Here is an 18,449-nt window from a genome sequence, read left to right on the forward strand (position 1 = left end):
AAAAACGGCCGGAGTTGTATTGGATGTTAAAAAATCTAGTTAGCTTCATTTCTGACAAATTTAAAATCAAAAATGACTATCCGGAACAATTATCTACGGATGATATAAAGCTTAAGGAACAAAACATTGATACAAGTCTCAAAAAAAACATTGAAACTTTTGAAAGAATTTACTTTATTCCAGATAATACAGATGTAAAAATCCGCCACCTTTTCATCCCTGGAATCAATAAAAAAGCAGCAATAATATACATTAGTTCAATTATGGATACAAAAATTATTGAAGAAACCGTTATTAGACCACTACAAAACAATCAACATACCACAATAGAAATTACTAACATTATATCGGCTGAATCCGTTTCAACCGCTGAAAAAATAAAGGATGCATTAAAGGAGATTAATAAAGGTAGTTGTGCTCTTTTTATTGATGGAGAAGATCAAGTCTATCTTATTGGGGCGGCCAATTTTCAGGGGAGAAGTATCGAAAAACCTGAAAATGAAGTTTCACTTTTAGGTCCAAAAGAAGCTTTTAACGAAAAAGCCATGACGAATATCTCTCTTATTAGGAAGAAAATAAAAAATGAGAATCTTATTATAGAAGCCACAACCATATCGAAACGATCAAAAGATGAGCTTTACATTGTTTATGTAAAGGATCTTGTAAATGAAGAACTTCTCAAAAATATAAAGGATAGGTTAAACACTATTGATATGGATATCATACAGAATCTATCCATTTTAGAACAAATAATTGAGGAGAGACCAAAATCGATTTTTCCGACCATTTTAAATACAGAAAGACCCGATCGTGCCGCCTACTTTTTAGAGGATGGATTTATTGTATTAATTATGGAGAATTCTCCTTCTGCACTTATTTTACCTGCTACCTTTTGGTCCTTTTTCCATTCAGCGGATGATCGCTATCAACGCTTTCTATATGCCAATTTTACTAGAGTAATTCGTGGCTCCGCCTTATTTATCACGATATTTATCTCTGCTATTTACGTCTCAGTAACAAATTACCATGCAGAAATGGTTCCTTCCGATCTATTGTTAGCCATATCTGCTACTAGAGAAAAGGTTCCATTTCCAACCTTTATTGAAGTATTGATGATGGAAAGTGCCTTCGAACTTATAAGGGAGGCTGGCTTGAGAGTTCCTAATCCCATTGGACCTACCATCGGAATTGTTGGTGCCCTCATATTAGGACAAGCAGCTGTTCAGGCAAATATTGTCAGCCCTATTGTCGTAATTGTGGTTGCCTTAAGTGGACTAAGCTCCTTTGCCATCGGTGATATTAGTATGAATTTTGCCATTCGTATCATAAGGTTCGGTATGATAATAGCAGGAGGCGTTTTGGGAATATATGGAATGGCTGCCATTTTTACAATTGGTCTTTTTTATGTCGTTTCCATCAAATCATTCGGTGTACCTTATCTAGCACCCATGACACCAAAATATATATCTTCAAATGATACTATTTTCAGAAAACTTACTAAAAACGAACGATTTAGGCCAGGATATTTAAAACCAAAAGATGTCACGAAAAAAGCAGGAGATTCATGATGGAACAGCATACTGGAAAAATTGGGATAAGAGAATACATTGCCATGGTCATTTTAATGATTGGCACCAAACTAGCAGACGATTTACCCTCTATTCTATTTCAAAAACTTGAGAATGCTGCTTGGTTTACACCAATTATAGCTGGCTTCATTTCAATTATTCCTATTTTTTTTCTAATAAAAGTATTATCACAATATCCAAAGACCAATTTAATGGAAATTCTGCAAATTATTTTAGGCAAACCAATAGGCTACTTATTTGTTTTCATGCTATGGATAATGGGACTCGCAGCAAACACTTTTGACACAGCCATCTACACAGATATTATAGGGACGATGTATTTTACAGAAACCCCTACTATCTTCATCTATATCGTATTGATGGCAGTCAGTGCGTATGGAGCCAAAAAAGGGCTTGAACAAATTGGCTCCGTCGCAGCATCGGTCATTACTTACATTAAAGTTTCTTTGTTTATTGCGTTGATTTTAGCCTTTTCCAATGGGAATATTAATTATATCTTCCCTATCTTTGGACCAGGAAAATGGGAAGTCGTAAAAGAAAGTAGTCTAAAGGTTTCTCTTTATATTGATTTTATTTATTTAGGTGTTATCGCCTCTTATGTAAGTAGTACGAAAGCTTTTACTAAAGGAACTTGGATTTCTTTAATCATAGTAATAATTGAAATTCCGATCGCCATGCTTGCCTATTTATGCCTATTTGATTATGAATCCGTCAAGCTTTTGAACTATCCTTTTCACGAAACAATTCGATACATATCTCTCGGATTTCTTACTAATATCGAAACCTTTTTCTTCCCATTTTGGTTATTAGCTAGCTTTGTTCGATTTTCCATTTATCTATATATATCGGCAGTCATGTTTGGATGGCTTTTTAAAATAAAAAATTTTGAATATCTCATCCCACCCTTTGCAACGCTACTCGTTATTTTGGGAATGATTCCTGAAACACCAACCTTTACTGTTGCGGATATGAAAGCAAAGGCATTAAGCTTTGCCACTCCCACATTCTTTTTTCTACCATTAATATTGTGGAGCATTATGAAAATTAGGGGAGGTAACAAAAATGAAAAAAAGGAGATGTAAGTTACTTTCTATTATCCTTCTTTTACTTGTCTTATTAAGTGGTTGTTGGGATCAAAAGCAAGTAGATAAAAGAGCCTATGTTTATGCAGTCGGTATGGATATGGCTGACGAAGAAAACAAATTCAATATTACCTATTTAATTGTTAATCCTGAGTACGGTTCTCAAGTTTCAAGCAACACAAACGAAAGTCCACAGGAGCTCATCACATTTGAAACCAATGATTTAATGACTTCGAAAAATATAGCCAACGTTGTCATTGCAAAAGAAATTACGTATGACCTACTTAGGGTTGTTATAGTCTCAGAAAAACTTGCAAAAGATAAACGATTTATTCGTTGGATGTACGATGCAACTAAAGATCGTGAAATAAGAAGGGATAGCTATTTTATAGTTACAAAAGAAAATGTCAGCACATTTTTAAAAGTAAATAAACCGAAGCTTGAAACAAGGCTAGACCAATACTTTGAACTCATTCTTAAGAGAGGTATCGATAACGGAATGATACCCGATATGGACCTTCACCGATTTTTTAACATTACAGAGGCAGATGCAGACCTTGCCTTAGGCATCTACGGCACAACTCAAGGTAATAATGAAGATACTGGAAAAGTAGAAGACCAACTTTTAGCCGGCGAATTAAAAATAAAAGGTGAAACGAATGCAACACAGTTTTTAGGGTCTGCTCTCTTTAAAGAGGGACAAATGATTGGCAAACTAAATGCAGAAGAAACAAGAATTACCATCCTTTTAAATGATACGTTGGAAATGTCTGATGTATTAACCACCTATCCGGACCCATTTGATAAGGACTTTCGGATTGCTGCAAGATTAATAAAAAAGCAAAAAAACAAAGTAAACATGAAAATAAAAAATGGTTCTGGAGAAATAAACGTAACCATTCCTCTTATTATTGAGATATTGTCTGACCACAGTATGGTCAACTATGGGCGAAACGCTGAAAAAAGAAAAGAATTAAAAAAGAAAATTGAAGATAATTTATCAGCCAAAATAAATGACTTTGTTAAAAAAACACAGGAGGAATATAAAGGGGAGCCTTTTGGCTGGTCATTACTATCGAGGCGCCATTTTAAAACGCTATCTGAATATGAAAAATTTGATTGGATGAAAACCTATCCTACAATGAAAGTGAATGTAAAGGTTGATGTTCGATTTGGGGAATTTGGCAAACAAGGTGAAGTGCCTAATTTGAAAAGAGTGAGGGATTAAGGTGAATGTTTTTATCATTTTGATCGTGATCATCATGTTTTTTTATACTTCAGGTTTTTCTTTTCAACTTTGGAAAGAAAAAAACAGGTTGGGGTCAATAGTCGTTCTAATTTTGGCCCTAGCAGTAGGGATAGCTCCCTTTTTTACGATTCTCCGCTAAAATTCAATATGGTGGTTGGTGTCGGATTATTTCATTTCCCGGTGCCAACTAACTAGTTTTACACAATAGTGTCTAACTTCCATCTATGTGAATACTATATTAGGAATATGAATCTGAGGTGAATTTATGAACTCATTCCAACTTCCTACTATTCTTTGCGGACCAATCGTTCGACGAGTAGAGCCAGAAAAGGCTTATATATGGATTGCTTTATGTAATCCATATCATATTGAGGCTTCGTTATACAAGATTAACTCCAATCTCTCCTATCAATTAATTCCTACTAAAACTGACACCAAGACCATCCAAATGGGAAATCAACTCTATGTGTATTTAGCTGAAATTAGACCTAGCGAGGGTACATTACCAACTAACATCCTTATTGGATATAATCTACATTTTAGACGTGATTCAGAATATCTGGATCTGAGTAGTTTCAATTTACTTACTCCTAACTCTCCACAATCCATCGTTTATGGACAACTAAAATATCCTACTTTTATTATTAAAAACACCGACACTCAAATCCTTTACGGCTCATGCCGAAAGCTACATTCAGAAGGAGAAGATACACTCGTTCAGGCTGATTCATTAATAGAAAAGCAATGTATTAATTTAGATAATCGCCCTGATTCTTTGTTTCTTTTAGGTGATCAAATATATGCAGATGATATTGCCGATCCGTTATTACCAGTCATTTCAATCATTGGTAAAAATCTAATAGGTCAAAAAGAAAACCTACATCAATTAGAGCACCGCCTTAATCAAGCACCCTTTCAAACCTCACTTCTCCAAATAAATGGCAGACAATATATAATGGAGAATTTTTGCCAGTTCACTTCTACTCACTCTCACAATCATTTGATTGAATTTGGCGAGTACGCTGCTCACTATTTATTATCATGGAGCCCAGACCTTTGGGATCTTGCACATGAACACAATTTATTCAAATCCTTTGATGAAGCAGTAACAAATAATGAAATATATTTCGTATTTACGACTGAGGAACATCAAATAAAAGAACAACTTTTTGAAAAAAGGAAAATAAAAAAGCGTTACCTAGAACAACAAGAAGCACTAACCTCAACTCAACAAAACCTATATAAAATACGTCGTCTCTTCGCCAACATTTCTACTTATATGCTCTTTGATGATCACGATATTACAGACGACTGGAACCTTTCCTTCGATTGGAAAAACAATGTATTTAACGCACCTTTAGGAAGACATGTTGTGGCAAACGGTTTATCTGCCTATTGGGCTTTTCAAGGTTGGGGGAATCAACCAGATTCATTTGATTCTTCTTTTTTAAAAATCATGAGAAAGTATTTTCATTCCTTAACGAATGGGGAGGTAACTCATTATCTCGAGAAATGGGTAAATCTACTGTGGAATTTCAACCGTTGGCATTTCGTAACATCAACCTCTCCCAAATCGCTATTCCTTGATACACGAACACAACGTGAATATGAGTTTCATCCACAGCCTGTTAAATGGATTAAACACATAAAAGAACACCCACCTTCACCAAAATTAATTAGTGAACACGGATGGCAAATAGCCTCTCAGCTTCTTATTGAAAGTGGTTGGAGACGCAATAGTCCATTAATAATCGCTTCACCAACACCCGTATATGGCCTTGGTCTTATCGAGTCCTTTTTAAATGATTATATCTATCCACTTAGAGTAGTAGGAGTGGAAATTCAAAATAAGATTGACTTTGAGGCTTGGAAATATAATGGTAGGGGGTTTACGGAATTTCTTCAACTTGTCGCTACCTGGAATCCTAGCCAATGTATTATTTTATCAGGAGATGTTCATTATGCCTCTGCTGTAAAATCGGAGGTAACCTTTTTAGATGGGCAAGTGCTGGATATCCATCAATACACAAGTAGCCCAATAAAAAACATGAGTTTTTCAGGAGTTGGTGGACTTCTAATGAAATTGATTATGAAGTGGAATAGCTTGAGTAGAAAAAATAAAGGGATTAAAAGATACTGCGATTCCTCCTACCATATTGTAAAAACTACAATCCCTCCAGCGTCCTATATTTGGACTGACAATCTAAAATATTGTTCTTTTGAAGAAGGTTCTATTATTGAAACGAACAATAATCTCGGTCTTTTATCCATTACTTCTAATTTGATTAATAATAAACTTTTAGAAAATAAATAATGGTGGTGCCTATTGCACCACCATTTCTCATGTTCTACTTGCTCATTTTATGACGATCAAAGTAGATTTCTTTTATGGAATTAGGTAAAATCTCATGTTCAATAGCCAACTTGATCTTTTCCATATAATTCGGCTGGATTAAATGAATTAATGGTTGTTCAACGTTATTAAAATTTTTAAGTGCACTAAGTACCTTTTGATCCCATTCCTGATGATAATGGAGTATGTCATCTGGATATACCCATTTTCGACTCGTCCCTGCTTCTGGAAGACACTGAAAGGGTTCATCAATATTAAGCGAACCATAGTCATCCGTTAATTGCTCGCCTGGATAAATATCTCGAATAGCAATTTCAAATTCATATGCGGTCCCGATGCAATTTGCATGGAAGCTGTGGTTCACGAAACGTCCAAGATCCCAACAAAGAATATATTTTCCGTCCTGATTTCGGTAGGAGTATTTTTGAATCAACTCACGTCTTGTATTATCCACTGAATCCACAAACCCTGGATCTATGATTTGATCAAGATCATCCAATGCCCATGTAATTGTTCCTTTTGGAATAAATTTTGTCGCGAACACCCCGTAACCTATTTGGTTATTTATATAGCGCAACTCCGTATGTGGATAAATCATGTCGAGTATTCCCCTCTTCAAACTTGGTTTTACCCATAAAGTATGCAGATGAGGTGCAGTTGTTGAAAGAAATAAACTTGTAAGATGTTGAGACTAAAACAAGTAAACAGCCAATTTCAGTAATCAACCGAATATCAGAGTCGATACCTCCCTAACGTCATATTTTAATTACCTCCACTTTTTCAAAACTATCCATTTTTAACTGTCCACTCTCATAGTCCTCTAAGACATGAAATGGTATGGTTGATAGATGCTCTAAACCTGCCATCCGATACTTCAACTGCTCTATATAATCCTTCCGTTCCTTTTCACTCACTCCTGAAGGTACAATAAACGGTTCAATGACATCCATTCCACTAAAGTATAGAATCTCATGTTGTATAGAAAATAACCGTTCTTTCATTTCTCCCTTTAACCCCTTCGGACCATAACTGCCTAAATGTCTTCCACCCGTTGTCAGACTAAGCATTGCCTTTTTTCCTTTGAAATTGCCATGGTTGTAGACCCCAGGTCCATACGCAAAATTGGCTGCAAACACTCGATCAAACCAGCCCTTTAAGATAGCAGGAGCCGAAGTCCACCACATTGGAAATTGAAAAATAATATAATCTGCCCAACTTACCTTTTCACGCTCAAGCCTCAAATCCTCTGGAACCTTATCTAGATTTTTTGGTACGACCGTATCCTCCATCTTGGCAACGGGGTTAAAGTTCATTGCATATAAATCTGATACTTTTACGGACGCTCCTCTATTTAATAAAGCTTCAATTGTCGCATCCTTCAAAGCAGCATTATAGGATGTTGATGATGGATGAGCATATACAATTAAGACGTTCATTTTCATTCCTCCATAAAGTTCGATATACTTATACTTGTTCTAAAAATATAGAACTGTTTAATAAGTTCATTATATACGAAATAATATAATTTGCAACATATTTCCATATTTATTATTTTTTTCTATCGTGTTAGAATGTCTTTAACAAGAGGTGAAGAAAATGGGATATAGAGTGGTATTTGAGTTTTCACCACTGTACGAATTGGTGAATAGTCTCGAATTATTTTTGACAAAAAGGTCAATCAAAAACGTAGAAATTGGAATGGGTTGGATTAAGGAAGTTCAAGAGAAGTTAGATGTTGCTAGTGTGGACTTTGGTAACCATAAAGAACATCCATCCTTCTGTTATTTATATTTGTTGATTTGGCAATCTCCTGAAAAAGAAAATGTAGATGACTTTTTGAAGTGGCTAACTTCTCTACAACCTGGTAGCATCTATGAAAAATTATTTTCATACGTATCTGAATCATTACCAACTGACTTGGCTGGGATTCGAGACCAGTATGTGGAACTCATCAGAAAGTGGAATAACGCTTATTTTTCAAAAATAGATTCTGAAATTCTAGGTATGTTAAGAGATTCAATCATGGAATGGGAAGGAAAAACTATTAGTGAAGACCCCGTTCAATTTGTTGAGAAGATTTCTGGTGGATTAAAAATTGAACAATACGATGGGCTACACCAGGTCATTCTTACACCTACTTATCATACAAACCCGCTAATCATGATTAGTAAACTGAAAAACATTGCCCATATTTTCTATCCAATTGATATTCCTGAAAATGACCCAGATCAGCCTTCAAAAAAATTAATCCGTTTAACAAAGGCATTAGCAGACGAAAACCGCCTTCGTATCATCAAACTTTTATCTGAAGGTCCGAAAACCTTTACAGAAATTCTGCAATATTTTTCTGTCTCCAAAAGCACCGTACATCATCACATCATGCTGTTACGAACCGCTGGTCTTATTAGCTCTTATCATACGGATGAGTGCGGGACAGAAACCTATATTTACAGACCGAGTGGAATGCAAGAGCTACAGGAAAATTTTCATGAATATCTACAAAAATAAGCTGCCGATATCGGGCAGCTTTTTTCTGTAAAATAATTCTAAGAATAATTAGATATGTCAGGTTATATAAAATAACATCTAATATAATGAATTATATTCATATTTTAGTATATACCGAACTAACTATTAAACGAGAGTGGTGAGAACCTATCATGGAAAACGAACAGTCTTATAAAGATAAAAAGGTGATAACAATAGGCGTGGTCCGAGAATTAACTGGTCTATCCGAGAGACAAATCCGTTATTACGAGGAAAGAAAGCTTATTTTTCCAGACAGATCTTCAGGTGGTAGCCGAAAGTATTCTTTTTCCGATATTGAATTGCTTATTGAAATTGCTAACAAGATTGGAGATGGCGTTCAAACTTATGACATAAGACAAGAAATGAAGAAAAAACAAATCGAAAAGGACACAAAAACCATCCGAAATAAAATGATTCAAGGTCAGCTTAATGCTCAGTTTGGCATCCGTAAACAATAATCCCCTTTAAGAAATTTAATTATCCTCTAAGCAATTAATCTAGCAGGAACCATTACCGCTTTTTCCTCACATGGCTAGTAACAGGAAAATCAAAATTAGGAGAGGCAAAAGGAAAAATTTCTTGTTGTCTCTTTTTTTTTGCTTTACTTTCTATTGACAAATTTTCTAAATATTAATATAGTTTTAAATGTCAACCAAATCTACATACTAGTTAACAATCAAAAAAGGAGTGAGACATATGACAAATCAACAACTTAAATTAAGAATGATGATTGTCACTGCACTATTCGCTGCAATCATTGGGGTTTTAGCACAAATGACGATTCCGCTTCCACTTGTTCCAATTACAGGTCAAACACTAGCAATAGGACTAGCCGCAACCATTCTTGGTTCTCGTTATGGAACGTTATCTGTTATTTTATATATCATTATTGGAGCTGTCGGCGTTCCTGTCTTTGCAGAATTTTCAGGTGGATTTTCGAAGCTTGTTGGTCCTACTGGTGGATATTTAGTTGGATTCATCCCTGCAGTCTTTCTAATCGGCTTCTATATGGAAAAAACGTCCTTCAATTTCAAAAACGCCATGATTGCTAATAGTATTGGGATGCTGATTACATTGGCATTCGGAACAGCTTGGCTCAAAATTGCTGCGGACCTATCCTGGACAGCTGCATTTAAAGGTGGATTTACTCCATTTATCATTGTAGGTTTGATTAAAGCAGCCCTTGCTTCATGGATTGGGGTTTTAGTTAGAGACAGATTGATTTCTGCTAAGCTTTTATTTTCCCAAAAAACCGAGCTACCAAAATCAGCTTAAAAATTTACTACAAAAAATGCAGGATGCGTAGACCGCTCCTGCATTATTTTAAATAAATTAGAAAAATGCCTTATATCTTTCTAGCGACCTCATACTTAACTAATTGCGGTGGCTCTACAACCATACCTACAGTAGCTTCCTTAAAAGCCTTATAATGAGCTGTTCCAAAATGATACTCAAGAGCAGCAGCGTCCTTCCATTCTTCAACCATTACAAAAGCATTTGGCACTAGTGTATCCTCATAAAGATGGTAGCTGTTACATCCCTCTTCTGCCTTTGAACCCTCCATCACTTGACGAGCATGTCCAAGATATTCCTCACGTTGATTTGGATCTACTTTAAAAAAAGCATGCAATACTAACATTTATTCTCCCTCCAATAATATAATTTTTTCATTTTCTTAAAACCAAAAGTTGCCAAAAGCAACTCATTTTCGTTATTGTAGAATTAAAGATTTTTAACTATTATTTCCATTATTATTCTATGCTTTCTGCCACTTATTTTCAATTTTTTGTATCATCATAAATTAGAGGAGTTGATTGTTAATGAAAAGCTTATCGGAAAATGCGGCATTAATTATTATCGATGTCCAAAAGGCCTTTTATGATTCCAGCTGGGGTAGAAGAAATAATCCGGATGCCGAGAAGAACATTGTGAAAATCATGGATTATTGGCGTGCAACTTCAAGACCAATTTTTCATATTCAACACGTATCAAGAACGAATGAAAACTCATTATTCCATATTTCAAAACCTACCCATGAATTTAAAGAGATGATTCAAATTCTTGATGGTGAACCCATTATTCAAAAGACAGTCAATAGCTCTTTTATCGGTACTGACCTTGAAAGCAGATTAAGAAGCAAAGGAATTGAATCTGTCATCATTGTTGGTCTCACTACGAACCATTGTGTCGAAACAACGACAAGAATGGCTGGCAACTTAGGATTTAACACCTACTTAGTAAGTGATGCAACCGCTACCTTTGATCGTATCGGACCAGATGGTAAAACCTACTTAGCAGAAGATATCCATCAAATGACGATGGTTAACTTGAATGAGGAATTTGCCACTATTATTGATACGAATTCGTTAATAGAACTCTCTTAATATATAAAAAAGTGGATATTAGCATAGCTCTATCCACTTTTTTATTTTAGGCTCTGTTATAACTTAATGTTGATTTCACTTTGTTTGAAAAATAGACGGAGAAATTCCGTTTAACTTGGAAAAGAAGCCTATTTCCTTAAAAATAAAGGAAGTTTTTCCGTTTATATGATTCAAATCTATGGATTTTGTCTTATTTTGAGCAGTTAAACGGAATTTCTCCGCTTATATCTGCTTCTTAAGTTCAAATATTTACATTAGACGGAAATTCTCCGCCTATCAATCCCCATACCTATACGAAAATCAACAATGCATAATAACAGAGCCTTATTTTATGTTGTCTGCCTTACTTGCAATTTTTTCAAAAGCATTCTCAATACAAATGGCATGATTAATAGGATAAAAAACAGTCTGAACAACTGATACGCTGTCACTATTGAGACATTTGCGTGAAGTTGAGCTGCAGTAACACCCATTTCAGCCACACCACCTGGAGCAGCTCCCAATAGGCCCGTTAGGATGGATACTTCCATTAAATTCGGTATAATATAGCCAATAAATAAGGAAAAACCTATTGTACATAAACTAAGAAGTAGCGACATTATTAACACGAGCTTTAAGTTCTTCGCCCCCTTTAGAACCATTAATAAACCAATATGAGACCCGACAAGTAATTGGGCTAAATTTAAAATGAAAGTCGGAAGAATCGGGGCTTTGAAGCCTAAAATCACTAAAAAAGCAGTACTCATAATTGGACCAATAATGATAGCAGTAGGTAATTTTATTTTCATAGAAAGCCAGGTTACTAGCGGTACGAAAATTATATAAATCAAGGAATCAAGTAATTCGTTAATCCTTGGTGCATTAGCCTCATTTTGAAGCGTAACCAACATTTTAGTTACCGATTCATCAGCTATAACTGCAGCTAATATCGGTACTATTGTAATGACAGAGAGTAATCTCACGAGTTGTATAGTCGTAACCGTTGTTATGTTTGTTCCTTCAATCTCCTCACTTAACGCAACCATATTAGATAAACCACCTGGAATACTCCCCAAAATTGCATCTTTAACATTTAGTTTTCCTATAAAAGAAATGACAACCGCCATAAAGATACTAAAAAGAACGGTCGCCATCGTGATGGTTAGCATGAGTGGTAAGTGATCCGCCACCTGTAACACAGTATCCATCGTAAATGATGTTCCTAAAACGTAAGAGAGAAATAATAAACCTGTATTCTTATAAGCAGATGGTAAATTCAATTGGTAATTGAAACGAATATTAGCTATCATGACAGAAAATAGAGGTCCTATTAGCCATGGCAGCGGAATGTTCATAAGATGAAAAAGTAAACCTCCAATACCTGCGATGAGAATTGTATAGGTAAGCTTGAATTTATTTGTTACCATTTCTTCACGACCTTCTCTAAAAAGAGCTAAAAATAGACAAATACCTCTTAGTAGCTTATTCTTGTAGACACTTAATCTAAATTATTACTTACCATAATCCCCATGACAAGGTAAAAGGATTCTATTTAAAGGAGTTTTCTATGAGACCGCGGATTATTTTTCGAATCATTCTCTTTCTTATTATCTATTCAACAATTGGATTTTATATTAGTTGGAACGGATGGGCTTGGCTCAATCAGGTCTTTGGTCTAGAAAACAAATGGCTTTATGGACTGATAGCTGGGCTTTTGTTTTATTCTTATCTAATTGGTCGTGGGATCAAAAAATTGGCTATCTTTAGAATTATAGGCTCGTACTGGTTCGCTGTTTTGCAGTATGCCCTTTTGTTACTTCCTATTACTAATATAATAGTTCTGGTTCTGACTTCTGGTGGTCTTCCAGAGGATCAAGTCGTCGCTTGGGCAGGAACTATCTTTCTAGTAATATTCGGTATTCTATTTTCATATGGAACTTTCAATGCCTATAGTCCCGTTGTTCGAACCTATGCTGTTACGATTCCAAAACAAACAAATCAATTTTCCAAGCTTCGGATTGCGATGGCATCGGACATGCATTTCGGTCATTTGTCTGGTTTATCACATCTTCAGAGATTGGTAAAGGGCATTAATGAACTGCGTCCGGATATCATTCTATTACCTGGTGATATTATTGACGATGATCCTGAACCCTTCATTCAAAAAAAGATGGGGGATGTGATGAGTCAGTTATCCGCACCACTAGGTATATTCGGAGTGTTAGGTAATCATGAATACTACGGACGGGCAATTCCTGAATTCGTTAAAGAAATGGAACGCATTGGGGTCAAAATTTTACAAGATGAATTAATTGAAGTAAAAGAATCCTTCTGGTTAGTAGGTCGCAAAGATAAAACGGATTCAAACCGTCAGCCAATTGATCAATTAATATCTAATCTTACTTTGGATAAACCCGTTATCATGATGGACCATCAACCCGCAGAAATTAAACAGGCTGCTAAATCTGGTGTCGATTTGCTTCTTTCCGGACATACCCACCGCGGACAAATGTCACCAAATCATTTAGTGACTAAGAAAATGTATGATTTAGATTGGGGATATCAAACGTTTAATCAACTGCATGCTATCGTTTCGTCTGGATTTGGATTTTGGGGACCTCCCATTCGTATTGGAAGTCGCTCGGAGATTGTGCAGATTGAGGTTACTTTTACTAAGGACATTTAAACAAGAAAGGCGTCAAGCACACCAACGGTAGTAAACACCGCCTAAGCTTGACGCCATTCCACAAATTTATGCATTCTTCATGCCAGTATATATCTGAATCGCATCACGTAAAAACTCTGCTGTTCCTGGTTGTTCTTTATCATAATATGCCGTAAATCTCTCATCATCGACATACATTTGCGCCAGTCCAGCATGTGCTTCCTTGCTGTATTCTGTCCAATAGAAGCATAACCATTGCTTATGCAGGTCTGCCGCTTTTTGAGCTAACTCACCGGCAGGGTCACCAGTTGCAAAGGCTAGAGCCAAAGTTTCTTGAACTTCTTCCGCAAGCTTCGTTACTCGTTCATGCTCTTCTTCAGTCATGTTCATTAGTTTAGCATTCGATTTATCAACCTTAGCATTACCATACTTTTCACGAATTTCTTTTCCATATTTTCCCTCATTATCATCAACCATTTTTTTCTTAAAGCCTTCAAACTTTTCTTTATTACTCATTTTCATTCTCCCTTCTGTTAACGCAATCGTTTTATCGACATTCTTTATTAATACTTCTAGTTGTTCTTTCTTTTCAAGGAGTTTTTCGCGATGTTCTTTCAGTGCTTGCGCTCCATCGAAGGAAGGAGCCGTAACGATCTCCTTTATACTATCTAAACTGACACCCAATTCTCTGTAAAAAAGAATCTGCTGCAGCAGATCAACTTCCGCTTGCCCATAAATTCGATACCCCGATGAATTAATTCTTGCTGGCTTAAGAATTCCAATTTCATCGTAGTAACGTAGGGTTCTAGTACTGACTCCTGCTAGGCTACCGAGCTTCTGCACCGTATATTCCATTCAAATCACCTCTCTTAAACTTAAGATACACCTTTACGCAGCGTCAAAGTCAACAGCAATTCGCTTATTTTTTTAAAATTAGTTTCAATAAAAAACGGATGATACTAATGTATCATCCGTTAACTTTTCACCTATATAAAAAACATATTATCATTCTGTTTATCTTCATTTTTTTCCACTTTTTGTGAAATAACAAGTTTATTTTTCCCTTGCTTTTTTGCCACATATAAGGCATTATCAGCTGATTTCTTTAGCGAATCAACAGATGAACCATGATAAGGATACGTTGCAACACCTGTACTAAATGAAACATTGATCTGATGATTAGAAACATATATCGGATTTTGTACGTAATATTCCTTTAATCCTTCATACAGAGCTTCAATTCCATGAGGTAAATCAGCAGTTATCAAAATCATAAATTCATCACCAGCATATCGATAGCCTTCAATATTAGAATTACTAATCATTTTAATTCCATTTGCTATAACCTGTAAATACAGGTCGCCAATATCATGGCCATAATTGTCATTTACCTTTTTCAAATTATCTGAGTCTATCATAACAAGGATGATTTCTTGATTGCTTTCACTTATTAGCTTTGATAAATCCTCATGGAAGGCTCGATGATTTTTCAAACCAGTAAGCTCATCTGTTTGTGACATTTTGTATATTTGCTCATAAAGTCGTGCCGTTTCAATCGAGTTAATTACTTGGGTCCCGATAATTTGCAGAAGCTCTTCATGCTCTGTGCGATAAGCGAAATCGGAATAGCTCTGTGCAGAAATAACACCTTTTACATGTCCATCAATAATAACAGGAACAAATAGACAAGCGCTCGTTGCGTTTTCTCCAAATGTGGCTGATTCACTGAAAATAGCTGATTGGGGGGCCTTTTTCTGATGGATGATTTCCCTAGAATTAATTACCATGGAAGTATAGTTATCACCAAATTCTACAATCTCTTTAGGATAAAACTTACCATGATCTACCATAAGGGCAAAATGAATATGTGTGTCTCCTTCTGTATACAGCGCGATATAAAAGGCATCTGTCGCCATAACCTGTGAGACCATTTCATAAGCTTTTTTTAATAAAGTGTGCTCGTCCAATGTCTTACTACAAACTTGAGCAAAATCATGGAGAATTTTATAATGCTTATTTAGCCAAGTCATATTTTCCATTTGTTCATTTATTTTTTGTAATTGTAATAAAATCGAGTCGACAACCTCTTGGTTCTTATTAGTTTCCTTGCTACATTCAAGGAAATTATTAATCTCTAAAGAGAGATTCTGTCTATCAGAACCAATATTACTTAAAAGATTATTGATCATATTTAAAACTTGCTGAGTTTCATTCATTTGATTGATATTTACCATAAGAAACACTTCCATAAAAATAAATTTTATTCAACCAAAAAATGTTCAAATTTTCTGACTAATCCATGTACCGTAAGATATTATTAAAAAGAGACTAACCGACTACCGATTAATCTTTCCGCTTACATTATTACAGTAACATAATTTAAATCCCCTATAAAATACAATATAATCCTTACTTTAAATATATATATCTTTTTCACTTTAGTCAATTAGAGAAGCATATTCACTAGGAATTTCACCTATATTAGTAAACGAACATGTTAAATAAAAGTAATAGAGGTGTGCTGATGAATTTTCGGACTGAAAAAGATACAATGGGTGAAATAAAAGTTGCTGATAATAAATATTGGGGTGCACAAACGCAGCGTAGTAAAGAGAACTTCAAAATCGGAATTGAGCAAATGCCAAATGAAGTGATTACTGCATTTGCCATTTTAAAAAGAAGTGCAGCTATTGCTAATGAAAAACTCGGAAAGCTAAGCACCAATAAAAGTAAAGCCATCCAACTAGCTTGTGAGGAGATCATTGATGGTAAACTGAACGACCATTTCCCTCTAGTTGTATGGCAAACAGGAAGTGGCACTCAGAGTAATATGAATGTTAATGAAGTTGTTGCGTTCCGGAGTAATAATTGGCTGCAGGAAAAAGGGACTGAAGAAAGGGTTCATCCAAATGATGATGTGAATATGAGTCAGAGCTCTAACGATACCTTCCCAACTGCCATGCATATTGCCTGTGTAAAGGAAGTATCGGAAAAACTAGTTCCAGCAATCGAACAACTACTTTCCACTTTCAAATTGAAAGAATTAGAATTTGCTTCTATCGTAAAAATCGGAAGAACCCATCTCCAGGATGCAACTCCATTAACACTTGGACAAGAAATTAGTGGTTGGGTACATATGCTACAACGATCAAAAGAGATGGTTCTAGATTCTATTAAAAAAATGTACGCATTAGCCATTGGAGGGACAGCAGTTGGAACAGGCATCAATGCTCATCCTAAATTCGGTGAAATGGTGGCTACAGAGATTTCGACCTTTACGAAGCTCAGCTTCTATTCTTCTATTAATAAGTTTCACGCTTTAACAAGTCACGATGAAACCGTGTTTGTACATGGTGCGTTAAAAGCATTAGCTGCTGACTTGATGAAAATCGCTAATGATATAAGATGGTTAGCGAGTGGACCACGCTGTGGAATTGGTGAAATTTCCATTCCAGAAAACGAGCCTGGCAGCTCAATCATGCCAGGTAAAGTAAATCCGACCCAAAGTGAAGCCATGACTATGGTGGCTGTTCAAGTTATGGGAAATGATGCTGCGATTGGCTTTGCAGCTAGTCAAGGTAATTTTGAGCTAAATGTATTCAAGCCTGTCATCGTCTATAATTTTCTACAATCTGTTCGATTATTAACAGATTCAATACGATCGTTCAATTCCAATTGTGCCGTGGGAATCGAAGCCAATGTTTCTGTTATTACTAAGTATTTAAATGAATCATTGATGCTCGTTACCGCACTCAATCCTCACATTGGGTATGAAAAGGCAGCAGCTATCGCTAAGCATGCTCATAAAGAAGGACTATCATTGAAGGAAGCCGCTATACAGCTGGGATTATTAACGGAGCAGGAATTTAATCAATTTGTTAACCCTGAAGAGATGATTTCCCCAAAGGAATAATTTGAAAGCAGGAATCAAAAGTGATTCCTGCCTTTTTATGCTCTTAATAGGCTAGTTTATAAATCATAAATCTCTCATTAGGATTGTGCTTATATAAATCCGCCAAAGTAACTTCCTGTTTAAATCGAAACGAAGGATGGTTGTTTAAAAAATAAATATAGTCTTCAGAAGGATAGTAGAGAACTAGTTCAATCTCCCTCTTTTCTTTTTCAACCGATACTAAAATATTGTTTACGACTATCATAAAAATTTGTAAGGAAAATGGATTAAAAAAATAAAACCGATTATCCTTAGGGTTAATTTCGTACTCTTCAGCTAAACAATTTTGGAAATGAACTAAATTCTGACCTTTATTAGACTTTTTTAAATAATTCCTCCGATTTATAATTGCATCCTCAAAGAAGGTTTCATTCATTTCTATACCAACAACGGTTGACTGAAAGCGATCGTTAATATAAAAATTTAATCTTCCTTTCCCACACCCAAAATCAACAACACGATCACTACCTTTGAGCTCATAATGCTCAAATAATATTTCTAGTGCACTATAAGGGGTAGGTTCATATCGATGATAATGCAAAGACCCATAGAAGCCCTTTTGATCTCCCCGCGTGTATATGTTCAACAAATCATCATAATACTTTTCTTTCATAAAAGAATCCTCCGACCATGTGAAACTAACTACTCACATTATATCAAAGGATAC

At 35.5% G+C, this 18,449-nt stretch carries 17 protein-coding genes; 10 read left to right on the forward strand and 7 right to left on the reverse strand.

What is annotated here, in order from left to right:
• From LRP83_RS04280 to LRP83_RS04295, 4 genes are all read left to right on the forward strand, one after another.
• Positions 1 to 1,568, forward strand: a 1,568-nt coding sequence (locus tag LRP83_RS04280; RefSeq protein WP_354002323.1) for a spore germination protein, incomplete at its 5' end; no start/stop codon positions are given.
• A complete protein-coding gene (locus tag LRP83_RS04285) occupies positions 1,565 to 2,671 on the forward strand; it encodes a GerAB/ArcD/ProY family transporter (protein WP_230495441.1) in 1,107 nt (368 codons plus the stop codon). The genes LRP83_RS04280 and LRP83_RS04285, both read left to right, overlap by 4 nt.
• A complete protein-coding gene (locus LRP83_RS04290) occupies positions 2,652 to 3,899 on the forward strand; it encodes a Ger(x)C family spore germination protein (protein ID WP_230495442.1) in 1,248 nt (415 codons plus the stop codon). The genes LRP83_RS04285 and LRP83_RS04290 overlap by 20 nt, the downstream gene beginning before the upstream one ends.
• Positions 3,900 to 4,185: 286 nt before the next feature.
• A complete protein-coding gene (locus LRP83_RS04295; RefSeq protein WP_230495443.1) occupies positions 4,186 to 6,234 on the forward strand; it encodes a metallophosphoesterase family protein in 2,049 nt (682 codons plus the stop codon).
• Positions 6,235 to 6,268: 34 nt separating this feature from the next.
• On the opposite strand, the gene LRP83_RS04300 is transcribed toward LRP83_RS04295, so the two are convergent.
• A complete protein-coding gene (locus tag LRP83_RS04300) occupies positions 6,269 to 6,871 on the reverse strand; it encodes an SET domain-containing protein (protein WP_230495444.1) in 603 nt (200 codons plus the stop codon).
• 157 nt (positions 6,872 to 7,028) lie between these two features.
• The gene (locus tag LRP83_RS04305; protein WP_230495445.1) at positions 7,029 to 7,709 is read right to left on the reverse strand and encodes an NAD(P)H-dependent oxidoreductase; all 681 of its coding nucleotides are present in this window, start codon (positions 7,707 to 7,709) and stop codon (positions 7,029 to 7,031) included.
• Between the two features lie 160 nt (positions 7,710 to 7,869).
• Between LRP83_RS04305 and LRP83_RS04310 the strand changes: the two genes are divergently transcribed.
• The 3 genes from LRP83_RS04310 (at position 7,870) to LRP83_RS04320 (ending at position 10,077) form a co-directional block, all read left to right on the forward strand.
• Entirely contained in the window at positions 7,870 to 8,781 is a 912-nt protein-coding gene (locus LRP83_RS04310) for an ArsR/SmtB family transcription factor (RefSeq protein WP_230495446.1), read from the forward strand.
• A gap of 152 nt (positions 8,782 to 8,933) precedes the next feature.
• Positions 8,934 to 9,260, forward strand: a complete 327-nt coding sequence (locus LRP83_RS04315) for a MerR family transcriptional regulator (RefSeq protein ID WP_230495447.1) — start codon at positions 8,934 to 8,936, stop codon at positions 9,258 to 9,260.
• A 238-nt stretch (positions 9,261 to 9,498) separates the two neighbouring features.
• Positions 9,499 to 10,077: a biotin transporter BioY gene (locus tag LRP83_RS04320; RefSeq protein WP_230495448.1), complete on the forward strand. Its 579-nt coding sequence runs from the start codon at positions 9,499 to 9,501 to the stop codon at positions 10,075 to 10,077.
• 70 nt (positions 10,078 to 10,147) lie between these two features.
• On the opposite strand, the gene LRP83_RS04325 is transcribed toward LRP83_RS04320, so the two are convergent.
• A complete protein-coding gene (locus LRP83_RS04325) occupies positions 10,148 to 10,441 on the reverse strand; it encodes a putative quinol monooxygenase (protein WP_230495449.1) in 294 nt (97 codons plus the stop codon).
• 181 nt (positions 10,442 to 10,622) lie between these two features.
• Between LRP83_RS04325 and LRP83_RS04330 the strand changes: the two genes are divergently transcribed.
• Positions 10,623 to 11,186: a cysteine hydrolase family protein gene (locus LRP83_RS04330; protein WP_230495450.1), complete on the forward strand. Its 564-nt coding sequence runs from the start codon at positions 10,623 to 10,625 to the stop codon at positions 11,184 to 11,186.
• Positions 11,187 to 11,515: 329 nt separating this feature from the next.
• Here the strand turns inward: LRP83_RS04330 and LRP83_RS04335 are convergent, their stop codons facing one another.
• Entirely contained in the window at positions 11,516 to 12,592 is a 1,077-nt protein-coding gene (locus tag LRP83_RS04335) for an AbrB family transcriptional regulator (RefSeq protein ID WP_230495451.1), read from the reverse strand.
• Between the two features lie 140 nt (positions 12,593 to 12,732).
• On the opposite strand from LRP83_RS04335, the gene LRP83_RS04340 reads away from it, so the two are divergent.
• Positions 12,733 to 13,851 (forward strand): metallophosphoesterase, encoded by a 1,119-nt coding sequence (locus LRP83_RS04340; RefSeq protein ID WP_230495452.1) that lies wholly within the window; start codon positions 12,733 to 12,735, stop codon positions 13,849 to 13,851.
• Positions 13,852 to 13,917: 66 nt separating this feature from the next.
• On the opposite strand, the gene LRP83_RS04345 is transcribed toward LRP83_RS04340, so the two are convergent.
• Entirely contained in the window at positions 13,918 to 14,685 is a 768-nt protein-coding gene (locus LRP83_RS04345; protein ID WP_230495453.1) for a MerR family transcriptional regulator, read from the reverse strand.
• Between the two features lie 131 nt (positions 14,686 to 14,816).
• Positions 14,817 to 16,064 carry a sensor domain-containing diguanylate cyclase gene (locus tag LRP83_RS04350; RefSeq protein WP_230495454.1) on the reverse strand — a complete coding sequence of 416 codons (1,248 nt, stop codon included), beginning with the start codon at positions 16,062 to 16,064 and terminating at the stop codon, positions 14,817 to 14,819.
• 290 nt (positions 16,065 to 16,354) lie between these two features.
• Between LRP83_RS04350 and fumC the strand changes: the two genes are divergently transcribed.
• Entirely contained in the window at positions 16,355 to 17,743 is a 1,389-nt protein-coding gene (gene fumC, locus LRP83_RS04355; protein ID WP_230495455.1) for a class II fumarate hydratase, read from the forward strand.
• Positions 17,744 to 17,786: 43 nt separating this feature from the next.
• Here fumC and LRP83_RS04360 read toward each other — a convergent pair whose 3' ends face one another.
• Positions 17,787 to 18,395 (reverse strand): methyltransferase, encoded by a 609-nt coding sequence (locus LRP83_RS04360; protein ID WP_230495456.1) that lies wholly within the window; start codon positions 18,393 to 18,395, stop codon positions 17,787 to 17,789.
• Positions 18,396 to 18,449: the final 54 nt, after the last annotated feature.

Origin of the sequence: Pseudoneobacillus rhizosphaerae (assembly GCF_917563885.1) — a bacterium.
GTDB lineage: Bacteria > Bacillota > Bacilli > Bacillales > Cytobacillaceae > Pseudoneobacillus > Pseudoneobacillus rhizosphaerae.